Source organism: Marinobacter sp. NFXS9, from assembly GCF_040148665.1.
Taxonomy (GTDB): Bacteria; Pseudomonadota; Gammaproteobacteria; order Pseudomonadales; family Oleiphilaceae; genus Marinobacter_A; species Marinobacter_A mangrovi.
Genome location: NZ_JAGDDW010000003.1, coordinates 344,243 through 368,687, shown reverse-complemented (window position 1 = coordinate 368,687; position 24,445 = coordinate 344,243). Strand labels below are relative to the sequence as shown.

Sequence of the window (24,445 nt, the reverse complement as noted above, 5' to 3'; positions counted from 1 at the left end):
CGTCCGGGGGCGACGCAGGGCACTAAAGTTTATTTTCGTCCAGCATCCGGCACAGCCCTTCGTTGAGATTCCCAAGGGCCCGCACCAGCGCCTGCTGTTTTTCATCCGACCAGTCGGCCACCATAGCATCGACTTTTTCCTCCCGCATGCGGCGCATCCGGTTCGCTTCCTCATGACCCAGCGCGGTCGCACACACCATACCGCCACGCCGGTCGCCGGGGTTGGGTTGCTTGCAGACCAGCCCGCGTGTCGTCATCACCGAGACCTGCCGGGTCACCGTTGACGCGTCCAGGCGCAGGCGTTCGGCCAGGCGGCTGACGTTCTGCGGACCGTCGCTCATCAGCAGGAGCAGCATCAGGTAGTGAGCCCGTTCCAGCGGATACTGCTGGTCGCGCTTGGTGGCTTCGAGCCAGCGAACCAGGAAGGCGAGCTCCTGTTCCAGGGTGGCCGGCGTGCTGGGAATGGCCGGCGCGCCGGTGCGTTGTGGGGTGTCTGTTCGGTCAGTCCCGCTCGACATGGCCGCTGTCCTTCGGTGGCTGTGGGTCCGGTCGGTGATTATCCGGGCCTGTACCGAACAATCAAATGACAAATCTCGGTGCATGATACACAAGTGTGATTTAGTCATCCATTGCTTTGAAAAGAGCGGCTATAGGTAAGGCAGCTCCTTAAATAACGGGTCTCAGTTGTCCATGGATGACCAGAGGCATCCTTCGGTTCATTTACGGTTTGGCAATAATTTGTATAATACACAATCTTTGCCATTCATTGCCGGGGGCCCATGTCACAGCTTGAACAACTTTCCGAGCGCTATGGGGCCAGCTACCGATGGCTGGTGACCCTGACTGTCCTGTTGGGGCTGGTCGCGCTGGGGATGTCGATCACCATCGTTAATGTGGCGACGCCTTACATCAAAGGCGCCTTCGGTATGAGCTCGGATCAGGTGCAGTGGCTGTCCACCGGCTTTCTGGCGGCCACCACGGTATCGTTGCTGATTGCGCCCTGGACGAGCCGTGCCTTCGGGCAGCGGGCGACCTATATGGGCGTGCTGCTGATCTTTATCGGGGCGTCTTTCCTGGGCGGTATGGCCACCAGCATGGAGGCCATCATCGCCGCGCGGATCATCCAGGGGGCCATGACGGGCCTGGTGCGGCCGGTGGCGCTGGAGGCCTTGTTCTCGGTGTACCCGCCGGAGCAGCGGGGCATGGCGACCGCCATGTACGGCATGAGTCTGGGCCTGCCGCTGACGCTGGCCACGGTGGTCGGCGGCTGGCTGGTGGACGTCTACAACTGGCGCTACGTGTTCTTTATCGTCTCGCCGGTCTGCGTGGCCGCGATCGTGATGGGCTACTTCTTCCTGCCCGGGCGGGAAGAGACCGGGCCGCGGCCGCCGTTTGACTGGTTTGGCGCCGGCTCCCTGTTCGTCGCGATATTCACCCTGCTGACCGCACTGTCCAACGGCCAGCGCTGGGGCTGGCATAGCGAAGCCGTGGTCGGGCTGCTGGTGTTCTCGATGGCGCTGGGGGCGCTGTTTGTCTGGTGGGAGCGCCGCACCGACAAGCCACTGCTGGACCTGGCGATCTTTGGCCACAAAGGTTTCGTGATGGGCGCGCTGGCCCTGTTCCTGTTCGGGGGCGTGTTCTACGCCATCATGTACCTGTTGCCGCAGTTCGTGCAGGTGATCCTGCATTACGACCCGATCAAGGTGGGCGAGCTGTACCTGCCGTCGACCCTGGTCATGGCCATCCTCGTACCGATGGTGGGCAGGCTGAGCGATCGCTGGAAACCCCATTACCTGACCCTGCCGGGGCTGTTTTTCGCGACCTGGGCGGTGGTGCGTATGGCGCAGGCGGATTGGCATACCTCCTTCGAGTCGCTGGCGATTTCCATGGCGCTGCTGAGCGTAGGCATGGCGGCCTTCCCGCCGCCGACGCTGTCCCGGGGCATCGCGTCGTTGCCGCCGCATCTGATTGGTTTCGGGTCCGGGGCCATCAACTTTGCGCTGCAACTTGGCGGCGCCTTTGGCACAGCCGCGCTGGTCACCCTGCTCGATCAACGCACGCTGTTCCATTCGGACCACCTGACGGTCGGATTGAACGCCGGCAACAGTGTCGCCCTGCAAACCTATTCGCAGCTTCAGCACGCCTACGATCAGGTGGGGACGCCGGACGCCTACCAGTCTTCGGCCGCCGCGGGCTTCCTGGCGAAAATGGATGCGGTCTGGGCCCAGATCTATGCCTACCAGGACGGGTTCCTGATGATTGTCGTGGCGTTGGTGATCGTGGCGGTGCCGTCCATCCTGCTCAGCCGCTGGTCCGGCTGGTCGGGCAAGACGCAGTCGTCCTGATCGCGCGCCCAACGTTTTCTTTTCACTCTATTCGGACTTTCAAGACTATGGCAGAGACAAGCACTTCAGCAGACGACCGGAACGAAACGCCAGCGGCAAAGACCGCAGGGCGCGGCGGTCCCGGTCGCTGGATCAAACTGGGCATTGCGTTGCTGGTCGTCATTGGCCTGGTAGTCTGGATCGGGAAATGGTTCTACCACCAGCACACCCACGTCAGCGGTGACGATGCTCGGGTGATGACCCACCAGATTACCGTCAGCAGCCGGTTGGATGGCCGGGTCACGGATTTCTCCCTGATCGTGGGTGACAAGTTGGCCCAGGACGATGTGGTGGCGCGTTTGTACGATCGTCCTGACCAACTGCTGCTGGACAAACTGGAAGCCAAGGTGCGTCAGGTGCAGGCCCAGGTGGATCTGGAAGAGCAGCAGATCGATCTGTCGACCCATCAGCTTAGCGGCGGCATCAAGGAAACCGAAGGCCAGCTGGACACGGACCTGGCAGCGGCCGACGCGGCCAAGGCGGCGATGGAAAAGGCCAAGCGGACCTACGAGCGCTCCAACCGGCTCTACAAAACCGGCACGGTATCGGTCCAGAAGAAAGACGAGGATTACTACACCTACGAGGCTGCGAAAGCGGAATACCAACGGGCTCAGCGCCAGGTCGCTGTTGATCGCAGCTCGCTGAGCAACGCCCGCAACGGCATGATGTCCGGCACCGCCATGACGCTGCAGAATCCGGAACTGCTCAAGGCCCAATTGAATGTCACCCGCCAGTCGTTGGCCGAAGCCAGGGCGGAGCTGGGTCACCAGCAGTTGCAGGTGGATGATCGGGTGGTGAACAGTCCGATCGACGGCATTGTCGACAAGACCTTCGTGGAGCAGGGCGAATACGTGTCGGCCGGCCAGCCGCTGCTGATGATGCACGCGCCGGACAACGTCTGGGTGGAAGCCAACATCAAGGAAACCAAGGTGCGCGACCTGCACCCCGGCCAGCCGGTCGAGATCGCTGTGGACGCCTACCCGGATCTGCACTTCCAAGGGCATGTCCAGGTCATCGGTCACGCGGCCACCAGTCAGTTTGCGTTGCTGCCCAACCCCAACCCGTCCGGCAACTTCACCAAGATTACCCAGCGCATCCCGGTGCGTATTGCCATCGACAAGGGACCGCTCACGCAGCTCAGCCCGGGCATGATGGTGGTGGTTGATATCGACATCAGCGGCAACGGTTCAGCAGCGCAAACCGCAAGCCGCTAGACTGGTATCAAAGACCCGGGAAACGGGCGATCAACCACAGGCGAAGGAGTGAGGGGATGTACCAGCGTATTGTCCTGGCATTTGACGGTTCGGTGGAAGGACGTGCGGCGCTGGCCGAGGGTATGGCCCTGGCCGCGTTGTGCGACGCGAAGGTTCATTTGTTGTCGGTGCTGGAGCTGACCGGCTCCGCCGGATTCGGCGAGGGGATTCACCCGATCGACGACTTCGACGACGATCAGCTCGGCTACCTGCGCAAACTGGTGGATGAAGGCCTGGAACAGTTGCGTGCCTCGGATGTCCACGACCCGGAAGGGCACGTGGCATTCGGCGATCCGGTAGAGCACATCGCCGGCCTGGCCAAAGAAATCAAGGCGGACCTGGTTGTGGTCGGCCACCGTCACCAGGGGCTGTTGGCGCGCTGGTGGCAGGGTTCACTCAGCCGGGCGCTGCTGGATGAAGTGGACTGCAGTATTCTGGTGGCGATGAACTGAAGACCCTCGGCCCGGACTGGCGAGGAGGCAGGCCGCTAGTCTGACTTCTGCAGCTCGCCCGTTTCCTGAACCCGCGGCTCGGTGAGCCAGAACAGCACGCCGGTGGCGCCCAGTGCCATACCCAATGCACAGGCGCCGGTCCAACCGGCGAATTGGAACAGATAAGCGGCGCCCGCCGAACCGGCGGCTCCGCCAAGGAAGTAACAGGTCATGTAGGCCGTCGTGATGCGGCTGCGGGCTTCCGGGCGAATCTGGTAGATGGCGCTCTGGTTGAGGATCTGGTTCCCCTGGACCCCCAGGTCGAGCACGATGATGCCGATGATGATCGCCGTCAGACTCTCCGGCATCACCGCCATCAGCACAAACGACAGCCCCATCAGCGCCTGGAACAGGCCGGTGCCGATCCGGGAGTAGCCTTTGTCGTGAAGACTGCCCGCCAGATTGGCGCACAGCGCTCCCGCCACGCCCAGCAAACCGAACAGCCCGATGACCGAATCGGGATAGTGATACGGCGCCTGTGCCAGCAGGAACGGAATCGTCGTCCAGAACGCGCTGAAAGACGCAAAGCCCAGCGCGCCGTAGATAATGCGCCGGCGCAACAGGGCTTCCTCCTGCATCAGTGTGATAACCGACAGCAGCAGCCGGCCGTAGGGCATCTTCGACTGGGGCGGCTCTTCCGGCAGCAGGCGGCGCAATGCCAGGGCCTGCAGCAACATAATGCCCGCGCCGATCCAGTAAACCGTGCGCCAACCCAGCAGGTCGGCGATGCCGCCGGACACCACACGGGCCAACAGAATGCCCAGCAGCAAACCGGTCATGACCCGGCCCACGACGCGCCCGCGCTCGGCATCGCTGGCCATGTGGGCGGCGAACGGCACCAGAATCTGGGCCACCACAGCGGTGATCCCGGTGATCAGGGCCGCCAGGATGAACAGGCCGCTGGTGGGCGCCAGAGCCATGCCGATCAGCGACAACACCGTCACGCCGGTAATCACCGTAATCAGTCGACGCCGTTCCAACAGGTCGCCCAGCGGGACCAGCAGCATCAGCCCGGCGGCGTAACCGAGTTGGGTCATGGTGATGATGATGCCGGCGGTACCGCGGCTGATGTCGAAATCCCGGGCCAGGGTGTCCAGCAACGGCTGCGCGTAATAGATGTTGGCGACGGCCAGGCCACAGGCCACGGCCATGACGAAGGTCAGCAGATCATTGGGACGCAGGTTCGGAACGGCCGGATTCTCGGACATGTCGGTCAGTCTTCCCTGGCAGAAGCAGTGGATGATTTGGGAAACAGGATTGCAGCGGGCAGGCGCCAGCTGTGGGATTGCCGCCACGGCAGGCGGCCGCCCAGTATACCGCAATTACGGTCTGGGCGGGCGGACCGCTCACTATGCCGGGATCATGGAATAAGGGGCGGGTGAACTCAGGTGGCCGCGGAGTACTGCATGGTCAGCCCCGGCTTCTGGATAAAGTAGCCCTGGAAATAGCGGATGCCGCGCTCCCAGAAGCGGGACAGAACCCGCGCGTCCTCGACACCTGTCACGATGATGGGCACCGTCGTCCCCAGGAAGCTTCGCAGCTCATCGATAAAGGTATCCAGTTCCGCCGTCTGCTCGCTGTGCCGGCCCAGTTCGGAGGTGAGCTTCACGAAATCCACCGGCCCCACGTCACGCAGCATCTGGATGATGTTGCTGCCCGGCGTTACGTGCTCGATGATCACGCCACAGCCCATTTCCTGGAGCGTCCGGAACAGCTTGCGGGCGCGCGGCACGTCCTTGATCACGATGGGGACGGAAAAGGCAAAGTAGATCCGGCGCTGGCCCTTGATGCGTGAGCCCCGAATGACGTTGGTGATGAACGGCTGCATCCGCTCCACGTCTTCCAGCGGCGAGGACAGCTTGACGATCACCGCCTGGGATGCAGACGCCTTGCCCTCGAGTTGCACCAGGCTGGAAATGGCGTTCTGGATCACCCAGCGGTCCAGTTCGTAGAAGTTGCTGCGGTTGCCTGACGGTAACCAGGGCAGGAACTGATGCGGCATGTAGACCACCTGATCGTCGTCCACCAGCCGGACCAGGGCTTCGGACAGGGTTTCCTCGTTGTCCATGTTCATCACCGGCTGGAAATGCAGGGTGAAGGCCCGGGCGTCGATCAGGTTACGGATCTGGTCCGTCAGCCCGTTGTGGCCGGGGGCGGCCTCCTCGCGATGCCATTCCAGCCCGCCGCTTCCCGCCTTGAGAGCGCGGGCGCAGGCGGATTCGACATTGGCCAGCACGTGATCCAGGTCCCGGGCATGGTCCAGGTGCATCACGCCCATGGAAAGCGTCACCGGTTTGCCACCCTGGCCGGGAGACCAACGCTGACGGTTCAGTTCGGTATGGAACTGCTCGAGGGCGCTGTCCGCGGCCTGGCCTTCCGGTACATCGAACAGCAGCAGGAAATAGCCTCCGCCCAGGTTGCAGCCCCGGCCGTGGATCCGCGAGTGGCCGGCCACATAGGATTCCAGCCGGCCGTTGAGGTTGAGCATCGCCCGCATGCCATGGCGGGCCTTGAGGTATTCCTCGTTGTCGATGGCCAATTGGATCAGGTAATACGGGTGTGCCGCGCCCTCGGCATCCAGCGTGGCCATGCGCTGTTCCAGCCGGTTGATGAAGTAGTCCTGGTTTTGCAGGCCGCTGGGGGCATGGCGCTGGCTGAGCAGGTCGATGCGGGCGCCGATCAGTTGGGCGCGAACGATCTGGGACTGCAGACCGTGCAGGAAGTCCTCGTCGTCCAGCGGCTTCTGAAAATAGGCGTTGCCGACGATGCTGTCCTGGCCGTGTCGGGCCTGAAGATCCTCTGACGCCGAGACGAAAATCAGTGGAATGGTCATGTAGCGCGGATCCTGGCGCAGGATGCGGGCCAGTTCGAAACCGTTGCAGCCGGGCATCTGGTAGTCCAGCACGATGACGTCCGGCTCGAACTGCTCGATCCGTTCCAGCAGGCGCACCGACTGGGACAGGACGTCCACTTCGTAACCGCGGTTGGTGAGCAGGTCCTGATAGTAGCCCAGCAGATCTTTGTCGTCGTCGACCCAGAGCACGCGGGGCCGGACGTGACAGGTCGCCTCGTGAATCTGGTCGATGCGCCGGGCCAGGAAGTTCATGTCCAGTGGCTTGGTCAGGAACACGTCGGCGCCGGCCTGCAGGGCGCGCATGCGGGCCACCATATCCGTGCGTGCCGACATGATGGCAACCGGCACCTTCGAGCCCACGTGGCCCCGCAGGCGCTCCAGCCAGGCCAGGCCTTCCAGTGGCCCTTGCGGAAAGCCAACGTCCAGCAGGATCATCTGGTAGACGCGCTCTCTGGCGTGTTCGGAGTAGGCTTCGGGATCGGCAAAGGTGTGTACGGTGTAGCCGAGATCGGTGAGCCCCCGGTCCAGCTGCGCCGCCTGTTCTGCATCATCCTCGATGACCGCAATATGAAACGCTCCGCGGTCGCCCGGACGGTTGGTCGCGGTGGCGGCCGGTTCGGCCGCGTCCTCGCTGGCTACCGCCTCGTCAACGGCCTGCTCCAGACGGGCCAGGGCGTCGGTAATGTGCTGGCGTTCCAGGGCGTTGGCTTCCAGGTGAAGCTGGACATCCACCAGCCGCTTCTCCAGCGCGCCGGCGGTCAGGGTGATGGCCGGAAAGCGGAACGTGGTGCCGCTGCCGGTCAGCTTGTGGACGGCATGCACCATGTAATTCAGCACTTTGGAATCCCAACTGACGTGGCGCAGTCGATCCCAGGCCGTCCGAATCTGGCGGATCCGTTGCGGTAACCCCTGGATGTACTGTTGTCTGAGCTGAAGGAATTTCTGGTCGGCGTTGCTATCAGCCATCGAGCCTGTTTCCTGCCTTACGGTGTTCTGATCGGGTCGGAGGCGTTGAACGAACTGCGAACGCGTTCACAGTCAGACCATACTAGAAAACGTCCGTGAATGAGCGAATCTTTCACAGAGTTAATTCGGCGCGGTTAAGAAGTGGCCCATCGCCTCCCGGTACTACGCATAAGATCGTCCCCCAGATGCATCGGCATTGGCGGAGGTCATGACAGCGGTCATTCGCAGGCGTAACGTGGAGACCTGTGCACTAGGTTTTCACGGGGAGTTCCTGCTATGCGAATCGAGCGCGTGACCCTGCACACGGCCGAGCTGCAATACGCCGGCGATGCCTATGCCTTCGCCGGCGGCCGCTCCTACCAGCAGTTCACCAGTTCTGTGGTCACACTGGCCACGGTCGAGGGCATCGAGGGCTATGGTGAGGTATGCCCCTGTGGCCCCAGTTATATGCCGGCCTTTGCCAAGGGACTGCCGGCGTGCCTGGATCAACTGGTGCCGGCGGTGCTGGGCCAGGATCCGCGCCAGACCGTAGCCATCGATGACGTCATGGAGCAGGCCCTGTGCGGTCACGCCTACGCCAAGGCGGCTATCGATCTGGCGTGCTGGGATCTGTTGGGTAAGGCCGCCGGGCTGCCGGTCTATACGCTGCTGGGCGGGTTGCTCAACGACTCCATGCCGCTGCACCGGATCGTCCCATTGGCGGATCCGGAAACCATGGCGCAGACCCTCGACACCTTCCGGGCGGAAGGCTATCGCCATTTCCAGATCAAACTGGGTCATGCCATGCCCGAGGACCGCGCCCTGCTGCGGCGTCTGGCGACGTCAATCCAGCCGGAGGAAACCTGGGTCGGTGATGTCAACGGAGCCTGGCGGCGCGATGAGGCGCTGCGTTTCTCACGGGCCCTCGCGGAACTCGACATCTACCTGGAACAACCCTGCGCCGATTACGACGCGTGCCGATCCGTGCGGCGGCATGGGGCACACCCGGTCAAACTGGACGAGAGTCTGAACACCCTGGCTGACGTACGCCGGGCCATGGAAGACGACGCCATGGATGCGATGGCGCTCAAGGTCAGCAAGTTTGGCGGTCTGACCCGCTCCCGGGTCATCCGTGACCTGTGCGTCGACGCCGGCATTCCCATGACCATCGAGGACGCCTGGGGCAGCGGTATCGCCACCGCCGCCTACGCCCACCTGGCGGCCAGTACACCCACCCGCTGCCTGCTCAACACCACCGATCTGCATCGCTACAACACCACCCAACTCGCCCACGGGGCGCCGGATGTCCAGCAGGGTCGCATGACGTTGAGTGAGCGGCCGGGGCTGGGCGTTGAACCGGACTTGGGCCGGCTGGGCGAACCTGTGCGGCAGTGGTCGGTGTAATTGGCGTCAGCCGAGCGTCGCGTCGAGGAACATCATCACCGCGAAACCGCCCAGCAGGGAAAAGGTCGCCAGCGTGCGGTAATCATTGCGGTGGGTTTCCGGGATGATCTCGTCACTGATGATGAACAGCATGGCGCCGGCGGCGAAGCCCAGCGTCCAGGGCATAATCGGTTCGGCCAGCCAGACCATGCCGGCGCCGAAAACGCCGCCGATGGGCTCCACCAGACCGGTCAGCACGGCCAGGCCGAAGGCCTGTAACCGGGAATGCTGGATGGTCAGTAACGACACCGCCACGGCCAGGCCTTCCGGGATGTTCTGCAAGCCGATACCGACTGCCAGCACAATACCGTTGCTGAGATTGCCGCCGCCGAAACCGACGCCCACCGCCATGCCTTCGGGGAAGTTGTGCAGGGTAATGGCAATGATGAACAGCCAGATGCGCTTGATCCTGGCCCCTTCCGGCCCTTCGCGACCCAACGCAAAGTGTTCGTGGGGCAGTCGCTGGTGAATCTGGTAAAGCAGCAGGGCGCCCATCAGGATGCCGGCGATCACCAGCAGGGCAGCGATCCAGGTATGACCGGTGAGCTTTTCGCCGTATTCCAGGCCCGGTAGGAGCAGGGAAAAGAAAGAAGCGGCCAGCATCACGCCGGCGGCGGCACTGAGCAGGCTGTCCTTCAGCCGGTCGGACAGGCGTCGCACCAGAAACACACCGGCTGCGCCCAATGCGGTGCCGTTGCCGGCCAGAAAACTGGCGATGGATCCCTGCCAGACGATGCTCAGGTCCGTAAACATGTGACTCCCAGGATTTGTGGAACAGCGTTACTGCTTGGGTACGACGGAGTATGGCATTTCGGGTCGCCCACCGGCGCCTATCGCCTCGATAGGACCCGTGAGGCAGACGGTTGATCTTCCGCTTAAGACCGGCAATTACCTCCCGTTACGTCCTGCAACCAATTCGTCACAGATTTTGTTCAAACAGTTGCCTATTTTTTGAACATGCTCCGCCCAACATTCCTCCGGCGAGGCTCCCCAAGGACAATAAAACAGAACCGCGCCCCGCAGGTTCTCAGGAGGCTATGGAATGGAAACACCGGTTGATGACCTGGACCAACGGCTCCAGGATGCCAGCGACCCGCTCACCGACATCATGCCCGCCGCGATCACCCTGGCGATGATGTGCCGTCACCGAACCATGGCCAACTGGCTGCGGACGGAATTCGACGGTTACCACGTCGGGAATCAGTTGCCGCCCTACCGGATCGGGTTGCCCGGCCACATCGTGGCCCGCTCACCCCAGTATGGCTGGATTCCGGCACCGATCGACGACGACCAGAAAGAGACCCTGGGCCAGCAGGACCTGCACGACGGCGTGAAGTCGCTGGAAAAAATCTGCCTGGCCTGCAAGAGGGGCAGTGGTCACCGCATCGCCTACGATCCCGAGGTGCTGGCCGATCTGCAAAGCCGCATCAATCTGAGCGCTGAACTGGCGATCACCGTCTCCCGAGACACGTACTCTGACCTGCTGCGAGTGATCCGTTCGACGATCTATCTCTGGACCCAGTCCCTGATGGAAGCCGGCCTGGGCGGCGCCCACAATTCCCTGTCCAAAGAGGAGCGCGAACAGGTTGCCCACCTGGACGATCCCACTCTGTATTGGCGTCGCGCGATGACCGAAGTGGACAGCCTGCCGGTGCCTGGAGTGCGGAACGTGGGTTTTCTGGAACGATTGTTTGGTGGGGCCGGGTAGCTCGTAGCGATTGCCGGCCCCGAATGAATACCGGAGCCGGCAAAGATGGATCAGTGGTTCCACCAATCCTGGACGGACAGCATCTGCACATTGATGTTTGCGTGGAAACGCGTGTCCGAAGAACCTTGCGGATCGGCCGCGAGTACAACGGGGGAATTATTCTGAGTCACTCCACTAGTGAAGCTGCCACCCGCAGCGATCTGTGCGCTGTTGATATACATCCTAACGCCTCCATTGCCGTCATAAGCACCAGTCACATAGTAACTGCGGTCAGTACTGAGTTGGCTGGCGTCATAGGTGACATAACGGTAGGCGCCGTCCACATGTACACCGTAGCGAAGCTCAGTGCCGGCGGAGCCTGACGGGTTATGAAGCTCCATAGCAAAGCTGGCGCTGTCTGACTTGTTGACGATCGCCCATGTTGCTCCATCCGGAATGGAAAGATTGTTGAACTGGACGAGTACATTGACCAGGTAGCCGTTAGCGCTGCTCTGGTCCGCATCGTAAAACGACAAGTGTTCGAGGTTGGCGTTGTCAAAGCTCGCAATGGTGCCAAAAAAAGCGGCCCCGGTATTCTTGGCAGCCAGGCTGGGTGAGGTGGTGCTGCCTAAAGCAATGGCATGGGGTGTGGAGCCATGTCGAAAATAAGTCAGGCTTCCGGCGCTTGACGGAGTATCAGCCGTATTGAGGTACAGGAGCTGATTGTTGTCCTGTACCACCTGCCTCGCATCACTCAGGCCGTAATCGGTCGTCAGCTCGTCCACTTCATCGCGGAACAGGGTTAGGCCCACTTCGCCCATGCTGGCGGGAATCGTCCAAAGGCCGACACCAAGCCCCAGCGATTTAGCGTATTCAATGTGGGCTCCGAGATCGGGTGTTTTGTAATTGAATTCAACCAGGTCAAAACCGTCGGCTTGGGCCTGCGCGACCTGACCCTGGAGCCCGTTCAGATTGCTGGTCGAACCGTAGAGTTCGCTCAGAAGAAGGTAGTCGGACAGACCGGGATAGTTGCTTTCAAGATACTGCCGCGCGTATAGCAGATTACCGTGACCGGCCGGGAAGCTGCGAAGGAACACAGGGCGTCCCTCGGCGAGGTAGCCTTGGACACGTAGGCTTTCAATGATGCCCGCCACGTAATCGGTATTCAGACTTGTTTCCTTGAGTTCGAGGAACAGTGGCTGGTTGGCGTTGCGGAGGGCGGGATTGCTCAGGACATCATCAAGCACCGCATTGTAGGTGTGATCAGCGCTCGGGTTGTGTGAGACCTTCACCGATTGGTCATCCTCGTCATAGACGAGGTCCAATTCCAACAGGTCCGCATTAGATGCAATCGCGTTGGATAACTTCTGAAGAGTAGCGCTGAGATTCTGGCTGGCGGAGTTGTAGCTTTCGGTGTAAGCATTGTGGGCTGAAACAGCTATGGCATGGTTCAGCGGCGTTTGGGGCAATGTCTGATCGAAGCCGGATTGAGAGTCGACATCATCCCAGAAGCCGGCGTGCGCGCTACTGCCGGAAGCGATAGCGAGAGTGGCCAGACAACAATGTGCAAGGTGACGCATAAAACCTCCATGAACGGGAATGTGGTTAAAGCTCCAGAATCCTGCGAGCGAGCTCAGCGAAACCGTGTCCTCCTTTTGCCTGGGTGATGTACTTCGGGTGCGCAGCCATCAGGGGCAGGAAATCCCGGATGTTGGCTACGCCGACGGTGTGGGGGAAACGCTCGAACATGGGCTCGTCGTTGGGGGAGTCGCCGATGAACAGGCTGTCGTCTTCGGTAAGCCCTTGCCGGGCCAGCCACGCCAGGGCGCCGGTCGCCTTGCTGTGATCACCAATCCACGCATTGATGTGGATGGAGCTCTGGCGGGCGGAGATGCCTTTCGCGCGGAGCCACGCAGTGGCTTCCTGGGAGGTTTCCCGGCTGACGCGGGCTACTTGCCCGATGTCGAACGCCACTTCAGTGAGGCGGAAGGCGTGGTCCTGGGTGTGGTGGATCGCTGGGTAGCGGGCCCGCAATTCTTTCCCCAGATTCTCCAGCCGCTGTCGGTCCCGTTTGACTGCCGATTCCGGTTTGAGCCACTGCCGTTGCACCGTGTCATCGGTGGTCCGATAGAGGAAAAACGCCCCGTTTTCTCCAACGATGGCCGGTATGGGCCAGGTCTTCATCAGGCAGTCGCACCAGCCGGCACTGGCGCCGGTCACCGGAACCACGGCGATGTTGGCGTCCGCCAGGGCGTAGAGCGCCTGCATAGCTTCCAGTGGCACCCGGCCCTGCCAGGTGAGCGTGTCGTCCACGTCGGTGAGCAGGACCCGGGGCTGGCAGGGCAGGTTGTGGGGCAGCGGTTGCGGCAGGCGCACGGAGAGACCGGCGTTCATGGGCGAATTCCTTGTCATGAGATCGGGCGAGGACGGATTACTTGAGGCCCGCGCGAATGAAGGATTGGACGAACTGCCGTTGGAACAGCAGGAACAGGATCAGCAATGGCCCGACGGTGATCAGCGTGCCAGCGGAAATCACCGCCCAGTCCACACCGGATTCCGGGGCGCCGAAAATCGACATGCCGACGGTCAGAGGCCGGCTGTTTTCGGTGTTGGTCACCACCAGTGGCCACAGGAAGTTGTTCCAGTGGTAGCTGATCGACACCAGTGAGAAGGCCAGATACGTCGGTTTACCGAGCGGCACGAAGACCTTCCATATGATGCCCAACTCGCTGCAGCCTTCCAGGCGCGCCATGTCCTCGAAGGCCTGCGGGACCGTCTTGAAGGTCTGGCGCAGTAGGAAGATGGCAAAGGCGCTGGCGAGGTAGGGCAGGCCGACGCCCAGGTAGGTATCGACCACGCCGAGTGCAGCGACCGTCTGGTAGTTCTCGACGATCAGCACTTCCGGCACCACCATGAGCTGCAGCAGGATCAACGCGAACACGGTGCCGCGGCCGCGGAACTCGAAGCGGGCCAGGGCATAGGCCGCCAGGGTGCAAAGCACCAACTGGCTGGCAAGGATCAGCAGAGTAATCAGAACGGTGTTCAGCATGTAGCGCAGGAACGGCGCCTGGTGCCAGGCACTGCGGAAATTCTCCAGGGTCAGCGGGGCCAGCCAGTCGAAGTGGGTGGTGTACTGCGAGCCGTGGAATGCGGACCAGACCGCGTAGATCAATGGGAACAGCCAGGCGATGCCGACGACCCAGGCTATCAGGCCGGACAAGGTACTGAAGGTTTTTTGCATGGTCCGGCTCCTAGCGGTAGTGAATACGCTTTTCGAAAACGCCAAACTGCACCAGCGCCAGGGCCATCAGGATGAGCAGCAATAGGACCGTAAGCGCGGCCGCGTAAGCGGTATCGAAAAAACTGAAGGCGTTTTCGAAGATGTAGTAGAGCAGCAGGTTGGTGCTGTTGTTGGGGCCGCCCTTGGTCAGGATGAACAGGTGGTCCACCAGTTTGAACGCGTTGAGGATCGCGTTGACCAGCACGAACAGTGTGGTCGGCATCAGGAGCGGGAAGGTAACCCGGCGGAAGGTGTACCAGCGTCCGGCGTTCTCCACCGCCGAGGCCTTGTAGTATTCCGGACTGATGGTTTGCAGTGCGGCCAGATAGAAAATCATGAAGAAGCCGGCTTCTTTCCAGACGGTCATGGCCATCAGGCTGTAGAGGCTGATGGCCGGATCCCCCAGCCAGTTCAGTCCGGGGTGGCCGAAGTACGCCAGGATGTCGTTGAACAGGCCGATCTGGGGGCTATAGAAAAACAGCCAGATGTTGGCCACCGAGATCATCGGCAGGATGGTGGGCGTGAAATAGGCCAGTCGCAGGACACCCACCGACCGGGCTTTCCGGTTCACCCACAGGGCCATAGTCAGCGCCAGTACCATCGACACGGGCACCGTGATGGCGGCGTACAGGAAACTGTTGGACAGGACCTGGAGCAGCACCGGATCGTTCAGCATGTAGCGGTAGTTGTCGAGCGTGAGGCCATCGGCTGGCTGAATGCCGATGTAGGCAACGCTCCGCCACAGCGTGGCAATCGCCGGATAGTGGGTGAAGGCCACCAGCAGAACCAGCGCCGGTAACAGAAGGAGCCAGGCGTAAAGAGTTTTGGTGTTTTGCATGCGGTTAGGCTGTGTTGGTGGCGGTTTGCACAAAGTGAGCCTCTCTCCCCACGAGGGAGAGAGGTCCGGAGACAGGGCGATGAGGGTCCCCTAGCGATACCGCCGCAGCACATGATCCGCCTGCATCTGCGCCGAATTCAGCGCGTCCTCTGCAGACGCCTGACCGCTCAGCGTAGCCTGGATGGCATCGTCCAGGAATTTGCGCACGCGGCCGGACTGATGGGTGGACAACTCCGCCGTGGCGTACTTGAGCTGGTTGCGGGCCACCAGGGCCGGCGGGAATGTTTTGGTGTATTGCTCCAGCTCCGGCGTCTTGTAGGCCGCCGGGCTCACGCCCATGTAACCGGTGGCGATGCTCCACTGGGCGGCGCGCTCCGGCGAAGTCATGAATTCCACCAGCTTGAGGGCGGCTTCACGCTGCTCGGGCGTGGATTTCTTGAACAGGTAGAAGTTGCCGCCGCCGGTTGGCGAGCCCGGCTCTTCGTGGGCAGGCAGCATGGCCACGCCGAAGTCGAAGTCGGCGTTGTTTTTCACCGCGGTCAGGTTGCCGGTGGAGTGCCACATGATAGCGGTCTTCTGGTCCAGGAAGTTCTGGCGCAGGGTGCCCCATTCAATGGTGCCGGTGGGCATGATGTGGTGCTCGGCGCCCAGGGAGCGCCAGTAGTCGAGCGCCTCAATCACGGCCGGCTTGTTGAAGTAGGTCTCGGTGCCGGCCTGGTTCATCAGCACTTCGCCGTTCTGCTTGGCCAGGGCGCCAAACATCCAGTAGGGGTAGCCGGTGGACGGGATCATGGCGCCCCACTGGATGACGTTGCCACTGGCGTCCTTTTTCGTCAGGGCTTCGCCGTCCTTGACCAGCTCGTCCCAGGTCTTGGGGGGTTGTTCGGGGTCCAGGCCGGCCGCGCGGAACAGGTCCTTGTTGTAGTACATCACGATGGTGGAGCGCTGGAACGGCACGCCCCAGGTCTTGCCATCGACCTTGCCGTTTTCCATCAGGGCGGGGTAGAAGCTCTTCAGCCAGGCGCGATCCTTGTCGGTCTTGACCACGTCGTCGAACGGCACGATGGCGTCCAGGTCGCGCAGTTCGTGCACGTCGATGGAAAACATCACGGACAGCTGGGCCGGTTCACCGCTTTTCAGCGCCGCCAGGGATTTCACCCGGGCGTCGTTGTAGTTGCCGGCATAGATGGCGTTGACGTCGATGTCCGGGTTGGCGTCTTCAAAGTCGGCAATCATACCGTCCACGACTTTGGTCAGCGGGCCGCCCACGGAGACCGGGTAGTACATGGTCAGTTCTGTTTGCGCGCTGGCAGTGGACACCAGCCCGGCACTGAGCAGTGCCGCAGTCAGGCCGTTCTTGAGGTTGAACATGGTCGAGTCACTCCGTGTGGGTCGTTGGGGATGGTTGTGTTGCCTTGCGTTACGTCCAGGCGCTGGCCTGTTTCCGGGCAAAACCGGTGTTCGTTTTCGGGGGACCAGTCGATGTTGACGGTGGTGTCGCGCAGGGATTCCGCACGGCCGGTTAGAGTCAGTCGCAGACGGGCGCCGTCATCGTCGACGGTGATGATCGATTCGGCGCCGTGGTAATCGATGTCGATAACGTCTGCCGGTCGTCCGCCATCGGCAACCAGGCGGACATGCTCCGGTCGCACGCCGGTAATGACGCCATTGCGCGGAAACAGGTTCATCGGCGGCTGGCCTATGAAGCCGGCGGTGAAACGGGTGGCCGGGTGGTTGTAGAGGGCGTCCGGGCTATCGTTCTGCTCCACACGACCTTGGTTGAGCAGCAGGATGCGGTCGGCCATGCTCATGGCCTCAACCTGGTCGTGGGTGACGTAGATGACCGTCAATCCCAGCGTTTGCTGCAGTGCGCGGATCTCCGTGCGCATCTCGTTGCGCAGTTTGGCGTCGAGGTTGGAGAGCGGTTCGTCCATCAGGCACAGCGGTGCCTTGGAGACGATGGTGCGGGCGAGGGCGACACGCTGGCACTGTCCGCCGGACAGTTGGCCGGGCTTTTTGTCCACATGCTCATGCAGATCCACCAACTTGAGGGCATGCTCCAGACGAGCCTGGCGTTCGCGCTTGTCCACGCCGCGAGCCTTGAGGCCGAATACGATGTTCTCCCGCACGTTCAGGTGCGGCAGCAGCGCATAGGACTGGAAGACCATCGACAGGTTGCGCTTGCCCGGTGGGCGCCGGGTGATGTCCTCGCCCTTGAGGCGGATCTCGCCGCTGCTGGGCGACTCCAGACCGGCGATCATGTTGAGGGTGGTGGATTTGCCGCAGCCGCTGGGGCCGAGCAGAGCCACGAACTCGCCTTCCTCGATGGTCAGGTCCAGGCTGTCGACGGCCACCTTGTCGCCCCAGCGCTTGCCGAGCTGGCGAATCTCCAGAAAGCTCATGCGCGTCCCCCGGCGGTGTCCGCCTCAATCACCTCTACGCCCATGTCGCTGCAGAGCGGGCGCAGGCCTTCTGGGAGGCGATCGGTGAAGAACCGGTCGATGGAGCGCAGGTGCCCGCTCTTGACCGGTGCGCTGCGCATGAACTTGTGGTGATCCGCCACCAGCAAGCGGGACTCGCAGTTCTCCAGGATGGTCTGGGTCAGGTGGGCTTCCTCCGGCGAGAAGTCCAGTAGGGCGCCCTGTTCGGAGATGCCGCCCACGCCGCAGATGCCGTAGTTGACCTGGAAACGTCGGAAATAGGTGGTGGCGTCTTCGCCCACCACATCCTGGTCGGCGTTACGGACCCGGCCGCTCACGCAATACGTGTGGATGTTCGGGTTCTGGCACAACGCGATGGCGGCGTTGAGGTTGTTGGTGATAACCGTCAGGCCGGGGTGATTCACCAGCTTGCGGGCGATCTGCTGGGGCGTGGTGCCAATGCCAAGAAAAATGCTGACGCCTTCGGGCAGGAAGTCGGCGATCAGCTGGCCGATCTTTTCCTTGGCGACCAGGTTGATCACCTGCCGGTTGTCGAAGGACAGATTCTTGTTCTGGACCGGCAGCGTCACGCCGCCGTAGACCCGCTTTACCAACCCGTGTTCACTGAGTTCGTTCAGGTCCTTGCGAATGGTCTGCACCGAGACATGGAGCTGCTCGGTCAGCTCGGCACTTTCCAGTACGCCGCCCTTATCCCGCAGCAGGGTGAGGATGGTGTTCTGTCTATCGGATAGCGACATAGCGGTTTCAATCGTTTAATGGCCTGTTTCGATCGAAACGTTAAAGGCGCTTTGTTGCGGTGTTGTGGCGTTCGAATGTCAGTTTTATTGCATTTTCGCGTCAGATCGCGCGTTTTGATGTAGGTGTAGTTTCGAAGGAAGGGGTGAGCCGGCCCGTTGAGCGGGCATGGCAGTTCAGAACGATCATGCTAGATTAACGGCATGCGATTCCGGATCACTCACAGACGTATCACCTTTGCTCTGCAGCTCGTACTTGCGGCCGAGGCGGCCTTTGCCCTTTGGGAGATGCACTGGCTGACGGCGGGCTTCACGCTTCTGATCATCGGCATCACGTTTTTCCCCGCGTTGCTGGAGCGACGGTTCCGGATCTTCGTGCCGCCCCAGCTCCAGCTTTTGGCCATCCTGTTCGTGTTTGCCTCGCTGTTCCTCGGGGAAGTGCGGGGGTACTACATGCGCTACTGGTGGTGGGATGTGGCACTGCACACCAGCTCCGGCTTCCTGCTGGGCATTGTCGGTTTCCTGCTGGTGCACATCCTCAATGAGATCGAACGGATCGACATGCACCTCAAGCCGGGCTTCGTGGCGTTTTTCGCGTTCATGTTTGCGGTGGGCTGCGGCGCGATCTGGGAAATCTTCGAATTCAGCATGGACCAGTTCTTCGACACCAACATGCAGAAGGCCATGTTGGGCGATCCGTCCGGCCTGACGGACACCATGTGGGATCTGATTGTCGATACGATCGGCGCGTTGGTGATTGCCGTGCTGGGCTGGCATTTCCTCAAGCACGGCCGACGGGAGTCGTTCCTGGAGCGCTGGATCAACGCCTTTATCGAACGTAACCCGCGCTTCTTCGGGAACTGATCGGTTTCAAACGGCCTTCGGCAACGGCGGTACCGGATCCAGCGGCGTGTCCGGGTCCTTGGGGGTATCGCATTCGCGCAGGTAGCCGAGGATAGCCTCCTGCAGTGCGGTACCCCGGTTCAGGCCCTGGTTGCCAAACAGGCGGTTGAATTCCAGCACGTAGGGGTGGTTGCCCACCATCGCAATATCGAAGCCGGCATGGTCGACGCCCAGATCCCTTGCCAGTGAACGCGCCAGGTCGACGGCGGCGGTCGGTACGTCGGCCGTGTCGATGCGCCCCCCGCGAGCCACGTTGTTGTAGAAACCCTGCGCCGCCTGATGTCGCCAGTAGGCCGTGACCACCTTGTCTCCCACGATGACCACGCGGATGTCCCGATCGATGGGCAGGTATTCCTGCGCGTAGAGGACCGTCGCCACCTCACAATAACGCTGCCAGTCGGCGCGGTTTTCGATCAGCCACACCCCTTCGCCCATGCTGGCCTTGGGCGCTTTGGCGACAAAAGGCAGGGGCATCGAATCCCAGATCAGATCCCGTTCCTGGGGGCCATTGGGCTCGATCATCGTCCACGGGGTGTGCGCCGGCGCTACGGTCTGGAAGGCGCGGGTCATCTCGACCTTGTCATGGCCGATGCGGTAACTGGCTTCACTGGGAAACACGCGACAGCCCAGCCCATACACCAGGGCATTGAGTTGCCAGTATTCCGGGAACAGGACCCAGTCGGCCTCGCGCAGGGCGTCCTTGTGTTTCAGGAAATGCTCCGGCTTGATCACCGTCGTGTCGGGAAAGCCCAGAGTGCGGAAAACATCGAATGAGAGACAGCGCATTGCCGTGAAGCCGGAAGCCAGAATTGGGCGCATTTTAACCAGAATGCGCCAAAAGGGAAGCGCGTTTTTATCCGTATTTCGGCTCAGGAAGGGGTGGACGTGGAGCGGTGTCGCGCCTCGAAATCCTCCAGTTCCACATTGATGGCGTTCGTGGAAATGATGATCTCGTACAGCGAGTACAACAGGGAGAGTGACAGCAGCACCAGGCTGATGCCGAAGCAGACCACGCCCAGCAGGTGGGCGCCCATGAAGAGCGCGAACATGGAGATGGTGCACAGTAAGAAGCTGAGCACGCCGCAGGCCTGCATGCGTTTGGTCAATGTGATGCGCTTGCGCAATCCACCGATCTGGCGCGCCAGGATTTCATATTCCCGCTCGGTCTCCATCTGCTTCAGTTGGCGAATCAGCTGCGCCAACACGAGAAACCGGTTGGTGTAGGCCAGAAGCAGCAGGGAAATGGCGGGAAACAACAGTGCAGGCGTCGTCAGTGACAAGGCGGGCTCCTTGTTTGGGTGAAAAGGGATGGCCCGCTCATAGTGTAAGAATTTCCCGGTCCCGTCGAGAGGGGCTCAGGCTGCCTGTTTCAACGGGTACTGCGCCAACACCGCCAGCGCCTGCTGGGTATCGCCTTCCGACTCAGGATGAAACCCCGGACGCACCCAGCGCAATGTGCCCTGAACCAGGGTGCTGAAGGTGGGCACCCGCCGGCTCTGGTGGCCGACCTTCTCGACTTCCCAGAGCACGCGCAGGAGAGAGGCCCGCCCCAGACGCGCATTCCGATCCTCGGCATCCTGGCGGGCGAGGCCACGATAGCCATCCACCAGGAAATGCACGAACAGGGGAAACACAATCGCCATCAGCGCCTGGCGACTGACGTAGAAGCCCAGTTGGGTCTCGCACAAGTGAGCGTAGAGATCGTAGGCCACACTGCGATGTTCGACTTCCTCGGCCAGATGCCAGCGGAAGAGTGCCGTCACATCAGGGTCGCCATCGTCCCAACCGTCCGTGTTGAGGCTCCAGTCACCCAGCAGGCCGGTAAAATGCTCGATGGCAGCGACCAACCCAACGCGCAGTATCAGCCAGCGCTTTTCCAGGGAGGGGCGCTTCAGGCGCGTCACTCCCAGCGGTGTGTCGCCAAGCAACCGGTTGAAAAGCCAGTGGACCCGCTTCAATATCAGATCCACGTCGTATCCATTGTCGGCCAGCACTGCCTGACCGGCATCGTGAGCACGCGCGTGGGAGGCTTCCTGGCGGATAAAGCCCTGAACCTCCTCGCGCAGCCGGTCGTCGGTGACCAGGGGCAGGGCCTTGTTGAAGACCCGGCAGAACCAGAGTTCGCCGGCAGGCAGCAGGAGATGGACGCCGTTGATCATCTGTGACGAGAAAGGATCGTCCGGGAGCCAGTGGACCGGACTGTCCCGCAGATCAAAGGTAACCTGTCGAGCTTTGAGCGTGTGTGGCGCGTTCATGGTGCATCTCCTGCAGACGTCATTGACGGGGTCTAATCTACGCCGGAGCTTTGGCAAGATCGTACGCGCCGCAGGACAGACTATTGGGAGATTGGGACGACTCCACGTCCCGATGGGATGAATCAGGGAGGAGCTATTGTGTCGTTCGTTATGGGGCTGACGGTAGTGACGGCGATGGGCTGCGGCCTGATTGCCGGCCTGTTTTTCGCGTTTTCCGTCGCCGTGATGGATGCCCTGGGCCAGTTGGCCCCATCCGACGGCGTGGCGGCGATGCAGCGGATCAATCGAGTGATCGTGAATCCGCTGTTCCTGGGAGTGTTTTTCGGGACCGGCGCCCTCTGTCTGGCGCTGATGATGATCGCTGTACCCTGGCGGGGCGACACAGTGTGGCTGGTGCTCGGGGGGGTGCTGTACCTGGTGGGCAGCCTGGGCATTACCCTGATTTGCAACGTGCCGTTGAACAATCGCCTGGCGCGGGTTCCGGCCGACTCCCTGGAAGCCGATATCGTCTGGGCCGACTACCGCGCCCGCTGGACCCGGTGGAACCACGTGCGCACCGTGTCGTCGCTGCTGGCGTCGGCGTCGCTGGTGTTGGGGGTCTAGTGTCCCGCCGGTTAACGAAGCAACCAGGCGGGACACTCGTGTCCCATTGGTTAACGAATTAACCCGATGGGACCCGGCCACTTTCCGCCCCGCAGGGCAGAAAGTAGCCGGGTTTCATCAGGCGATCGAGTCCACGACGCCACCATCCACCCGCAAGGCCGCGCCCGTGGTGGCAGACGACAAGGGCGAGGCCACATACACCACCAGGTTGGCCACTTCATCCACCTCTGCCGGGCGCTGGATGATGGAGCTGGGGCGCTCGGCCTTGACGAAGTCGATGGCGGTTTCCTGGACACTCTTGCCGGACTTCTCGGCTGCCTCCTTGAGCATGCCTTCCACGCCTTCGGACATCGTGGGCCCCGGCAGTACCGAGTTGACGGTGACACCGGAGCCCGCCATGCGCTTGGCCAGACCGCGGGACACCGACAGGTTGGCGGTCTTGGTGAAACCGTAGTGGATCATGTCCGCCGGAATGTTCAGCGCCGATTCCGAAGACAGGAAAATCACCCGGCCCCAGCCTTTCTTCTCCATACCCGGCAGGTAGGCCCGTGACAGGCGCACGCCGGACATTACGTTGACGTCGAAAAACCGCTGCCACTCGTCGTCGGGCGTGTCGAAGAAATCCTGCGGGCCGAAAATGCCCACGTTGTTGATCAGAATGTCGGCGGTCGGCTCGGCCTCTACCAGCGCCTGGCAGCCCTCGGCGGTGCCCAGGTCGGCCGCCACCCCACGGACTTCGGCGCCGGGCGCGCTTTCCTGAACCTTCGCCACGGCGGCATCCACCGCCGGCTGTTTGCGACCGTTGACCACAACCGTGGCCCCACTGCCTGCCAGGCCCTTGGCGATGGCCAGACCGATGCCCTGCGTGGAACCGGTGACAATGGCAACTTTGCCCAGAAGATCGATGTTCATAGCAGACTCCTTTCAGGTTGGTGTTCAGGTTTCAGGGGTGAATCCATCACTCGGACAGGCCGAGTCGAATGAAAGTTCGGGGCTCGTCCGGCGGCTCTCCAGTCGCAGGCTGAACAGGGCCGTCGCCACCGCAGTCAACGGAATGATCGCCGCGACAGTGGCAAAGGCGGTCACGCCCATCAGGCCCACGAAGAGTACGGTCAGCCATGGGCTATGGATGGCGTAAGTCATCCCACTCAGGGTATCGGCCATCGTCAGGCTGGTAAACACGGCCTGGATGGCCGACGCATTGCGATCCGGGCCGCCTGGAATCGCCGTCAGCCGCCCCGGTACACCCGCGGCACCCGCTGGGTGACGCCGGTGAACAGGTGATAGGCAATGGTGTCGCAGCAGGCTGCCACTTCGTTGGCGCTCAGGTGTTTGCCCCAGAGCTCTACGTCACTGCCGGTGCCGGTCTCCGGCAGATCGGTCAGATCGACGGTCAGCATGTCCATGGACACCCGGCCGGCTAGTGTGGTGCGCTTTCCATCGATCAGGACCGGCGTGCCTTCGATCGCCTGGCGCGGATAGCCGTCGGCGTAGCCCATTGCCACCGTGCCAATACGGCAGCGTCGGGTGGCCACGAAACGCGCGCCATAACCGACCTGTTCGCCCGGTTCGACCCAACGGGTGGCAATGACCCGGCTTTTCAGCGTCATTGCGGCCTGGAGCTGGCGGCTGTGGCCGTTGTCCTGCTCCAGGGGCGATGCGCCATAGAGCATGATGCCCGGCCGCTGCCAGGTCCGCCGGGCCGGTTCGTGATCCAGCAGTCCGGCGGAGTTGGCCACGCTGGTTTCCACCCCTGGTGCTCTCAATGCCGCCGGCAATCGCTTGATCTGACTGGCCACAGAAATCCCCCGGGAGGCCACCAGATCGGCGTTCGCCAGGTGGCTCATCACCACGACGCGCCCGATCTGGGGCAGCGACTGCAGGCGCTGATAGGCGGCGACGGCCTGGTCGGGTGTGAATCCCAGACGGTGCATCCCGGTATCCACCTTCAGCCAGACCATCAGCTGCGTCGTCACTGAGGCGAGCTCAATCTGGTCCAGTTGTTCCGCGCTGTGGACGGCGGTCCAGAACCCCTCACGGGCGATGACGTCCAGTTCGCCGGCTTCGAAGAAGCCTTCCAGCAACAGGATCGGGTGTCGGATACCGGCCTGCCGGAGTGCCAGGGCTTCCTCAATGGAGGCCACGGCAAACGCTTCGGTCTGATCCGCCAGGCTGTGGGCGACCCGGGTGGCGCCGTGACCATAGGCGTCGGCTTTGACGACGGCCAGCGTGTTGCTGTCCGGCGCCAGTGAAGCGGCCAGGCGGAAGTTGGCGCGGATGCTGTCCAGGTCGATCTCGGCAACGGCCGGTCGGGCCATGGGATTACCTCAATGGT

The 24,445-nt window shown here is 62.0% G+C and carries 24 protein-coding genes; 7 read left to right on the top strand and 17 right to left on the bottom strand.

What is annotated here, in order from left to right; genetic code table 11:
* Positions 1-22: 22 nt before the first annotated feature.
* Positions 23-517, bottom strand: coding sequence for a MarR family winged helix-turn-helix transcriptional regulator (locus J3364_RS07695; protein WP_349557781.1), 495 nt, complete (start codon positions 515-517; stop codon positions 23-25).
* Between the two features lie 261 nt (positions 518-778).
* On the opposite strand from J3364_RS07695, the gene J3364_RS07690 reads away from it, so the two are divergent.
* Genes J3364_RS07690 through J3364_RS07680 form a run of 3 tightly spaced genes read left to right on the top strand, consistent with a single transcriptional unit; the run spans position 779 to position 4,088 of the window.
* Positions 779-2,344 carry a DHA2 family efflux MFS transporter permease subunit gene (locus J3364_RS07690; protein ID WP_349557780.1) on the top strand — a complete coding sequence of 522 codons (1,566 nt, stop codon included), beginning with the start codon at positions 779-781 and terminating at the stop codon, positions 2,342-2,344.
* Positions 2,345-2,391: 47 nt separating this feature from the next.
* Positions 2,392-3,597, top strand: a complete 1,206-nt coding sequence (locus J3364_RS07685) for an HlyD family secretion protein (protein ID WP_349557779.1) — start codon at positions 2,392-2,394, stop codon at positions 3,595-3,597.
* Between the two features lie 56 nt (positions 3,598-3,653).
* The gene (locus J3364_RS07680) at positions 3,654-4,088 is read left to right on the top strand and encodes a universal stress protein (protein WP_123632933.1); all 435 of its coding nucleotides are present in this window, start codon (positions 3,654-3,656) and stop codon (positions 4,086-4,088) included.
* A 35-nt stretch (positions 4,089-4,123) separates the two neighbouring features.
* On the opposite strand, the gene J3364_RS07675 is transcribed toward J3364_RS07680, so the two are convergent.
* Together J3364_RS07675 and J3364_RS07670 are read right to left on the bottom strand one after the other, a co-directional pair.
* Positions 4,124-5,335 (bottom strand): MFS transporter, encoded by a 1,212-nt coding sequence (locus tag J3364_RS07675; RefSeq protein WP_349557778.1) that lies wholly within the window; start codon positions 5,333-5,335, stop codon positions 4,124-4,126.
* Between the two features lie 176 nt (positions 5,336-5,511).
* Positions 5,512-7,947, bottom strand: coding sequence for a response regulator (locus J3364_RS07670; protein WP_349557776.1), 2,436 nt, complete (start codon positions 7,945-7,947; stop codon positions 5,512-5,514).
* A 276-nt stretch (positions 7,948-8,223) separates the two neighbouring features.
* On the opposite strand from J3364_RS07670, the gene J3364_RS07665 reads away from it, so the two are divergent.
* On the top strand, positions 8,224-9,330 hold the full coding sequence (locus J3364_RS07665; protein ID WP_349557775.1) for a mandelate racemase/muconate lactonizing enzyme family protein: 1,107 nt from the start codon (positions 8,224-8,226) through the stop codon (positions 9,328-9,330).
* A gap of 6 nt (positions 9,331-9,336) precedes the next feature.
* Here the strand turns inward: J3364_RS07665 and J3364_RS07660 are convergent, their stop codons facing one another.
* Positions 9,337-10,122, bottom strand: coding sequence for a ZIP family metal transporter (locus tag J3364_RS07660; RefSeq protein ID WP_349557774.1), 786 nt, complete (start codon positions 10,120-10,122; stop codon positions 9,337-9,339).
* 289 nt (positions 10,123-10,411) lie between these two features.
* Between J3364_RS07660 and J3364_RS07655 the strand changes: the two genes are divergently transcribed.
* On the top strand, positions 10,412-11,077 hold the full coding sequence (locus J3364_RS07655) for an AbiTii domain-containing protein (protein WP_349557772.1): 666 nt from the start codon (positions 10,412-10,414) through the stop codon (positions 11,075-11,077).
* A gap of 50 nt (positions 11,078-11,127) precedes the next feature.
* Here the strand turns inward: J3364_RS07655 and J3364_RS07650 are convergent, their stop codons facing one another.
* From J3364_RS07650 to J3364_RS07620, 7 genes are all read right to left on the bottom strand, one after another.
* Positions 11,128-12,636 (bottom strand): LamG-like jellyroll fold domain-containing protein, encoded by a 1,509-nt coding sequence (locus J3364_RS07650; RefSeq protein WP_349557771.1) that lies wholly within the window; start codon positions 12,634-12,636, stop codon positions 11,128-11,130.
* 25 nt (positions 12,637-12,661) lie between these two features.
* Positions 12,662-13,450, bottom strand: a complete 789-nt coding sequence (locus J3364_RS07645; protein ID WP_349557770.1) for an HAD-IIB family hydrolase — start codon at positions 13,448-13,450, stop codon at positions 12,662-12,664.
* A 37-nt stretch (positions 13,451-13,487) separates the two neighbouring features.
* Positions 13,488-14,297 carry a carbohydrate ABC transporter permease gene (locus J3364_RS07640; protein ID WP_349557769.1) on the bottom strand — a complete coding sequence of 270 codons (810 nt, stop codon included), beginning with the start codon at positions 14,295-14,297 and terminating at the stop codon, positions 13,488-13,490.
* 10 nt (positions 14,298-14,307) lie between these two features.
* Complete coding sequence (locus J3364_RS07635) at positions 14,308-15,174, bottom strand: carbohydrate ABC transporter permease (RefSeq protein ID WP_349557768.1); 867 nt, start codon at positions 15,172-15,174, stop codon at positions 14,308-14,310.
* A gap of 90 nt (positions 15,175-15,264) precedes the next feature.
* Positions 15,265-16,545 carry an ABC transporter substrate-binding protein gene (locus J3364_RS07630; RefSeq protein ID WP_349557767.1) on the bottom strand — a complete coding sequence of 427 codons (1,281 nt, stop codon included), beginning with the start codon at positions 16,543-16,545 and terminating at the stop codon, positions 15,265-15,267.
* Complete coding sequence (locus tag J3364_RS07625; RefSeq protein WP_349557766.1) at positions 16,521-17,576, bottom strand: ABC transporter ATP-binding protein; 1,056 nt, start codon at positions 17,574-17,576, stop codon at positions 16,521-16,523. Before J3364_RS07625 ends, J3364_RS07630 begins: the two co-directional genes overlap by 25 nt.
* Positions 17,573-18,352 (bottom strand): DeoR/GlpR family DNA-binding transcription regulator, encoded by a 780-nt coding sequence (locus J3364_RS07620; protein WP_349557765.1) that lies wholly within the window; start codon positions 18,350-18,352, stop codon positions 17,573-17,575. The genes J3364_RS07625 and J3364_RS07620 overlap by 4 nt, the downstream gene beginning before the upstream one ends.
* A gap of 201 nt (positions 18,353-18,553) precedes the next feature.
* Between J3364_RS07620 and J3364_RS07615 the strand changes: the two genes are divergently transcribed.
* Positions 18,554-19,213 (top strand): DUF2238 domain-containing protein, encoded by a 660-nt coding sequence (locus J3364_RS07615; protein ID WP_349557764.1) that lies wholly within the window; start codon positions 18,554-18,556, stop codon positions 19,211-19,213.
* Positions 19,214-19,219: 6 nt separating this feature from the next.
* On the opposite strand, the gene J3364_RS07610 is transcribed toward J3364_RS07615, so the two are convergent.
* From J3364_RS07610 to J3364_RS07600, 3 genes are all read right to left on the bottom strand, one after another.
* On the bottom strand, positions 19,220-20,038 hold the full coding sequence (locus J3364_RS07610) for an ATP-grasp domain-containing protein (RefSeq protein ID WP_349557763.1): 819 nt from the start codon (positions 20,036-20,038) through the stop codon (positions 19,220-19,222).
* 83 nt (positions 20,039-20,121) lie between these two features.
* Positions 20,122-20,532 carry a DUF2721 domain-containing protein gene (locus tag J3364_RS07605; RefSeq protein ID WP_349557762.1) on the bottom strand — a complete coding sequence of 137 codons (411 nt, stop codon included), beginning with the start codon at positions 20,530-20,532 and terminating at the stop codon, positions 20,122-20,124.
* Positions 20,533-20,607: 75 nt separating this feature from the next.
* Positions 20,608-21,507 (bottom strand): metal-dependent hydrolase, encoded by a 900-nt coding sequence (locus J3364_RS07600; protein WP_349557760.1) that lies wholly within the window; start codon positions 21,505-21,507, stop codon positions 20,608-20,610.
* 138 nt (positions 21,508-21,645) lie between these two features.
* On the opposite strand from J3364_RS07600, the gene J3364_RS07595 reads away from it, so the two are divergent.
* Entirely contained in the window at positions 21,646-22,110 is a 465-nt protein-coding gene (locus tag J3364_RS07595) for an anthrone oxygenase family protein (RefSeq protein ID WP_349557759.1), read from the top strand.
* 117 nt (positions 22,111-22,227) lie between these two features.
* On the opposite strand, the gene J3364_RS07590 is transcribed toward J3364_RS07595, so the two are convergent.
* From J3364_RS07590 to alr, 3 genes are all read right to left on the bottom strand, one after another.
* Positions 22,228-23,022 (bottom strand): SDR family NAD(P)-dependent oxidoreductase, encoded by a 795-nt coding sequence (locus tag J3364_RS07590; RefSeq protein ID WP_349557758.1) that lies wholly within the window; start codon positions 23,020-23,022, stop codon positions 22,228-22,230.
* A gap of 24 nt (positions 23,023-23,046) precedes the next feature.
* Positions 23,047-23,274, bottom strand: coding sequence for a hypothetical protein (locus J3364_RS07585; protein WP_349557757.1), 228 nt, complete (start codon positions 23,272-23,274; stop codon positions 23,047-23,049).
* Positions 23,275-23,339: 65 nt separating this feature from the next.
* Positions 23,340-24,428 (bottom strand): alanine racemase, encoded by a 1,089-nt coding sequence (gene alr / locus J3364_RS07580; RefSeq protein WP_349557756.1) that lies wholly within the window; start codon positions 24,426-24,428, stop codon positions 23,340-23,342.
* Positions 24,429-24,445: the final 17 nt, after the last annotated feature.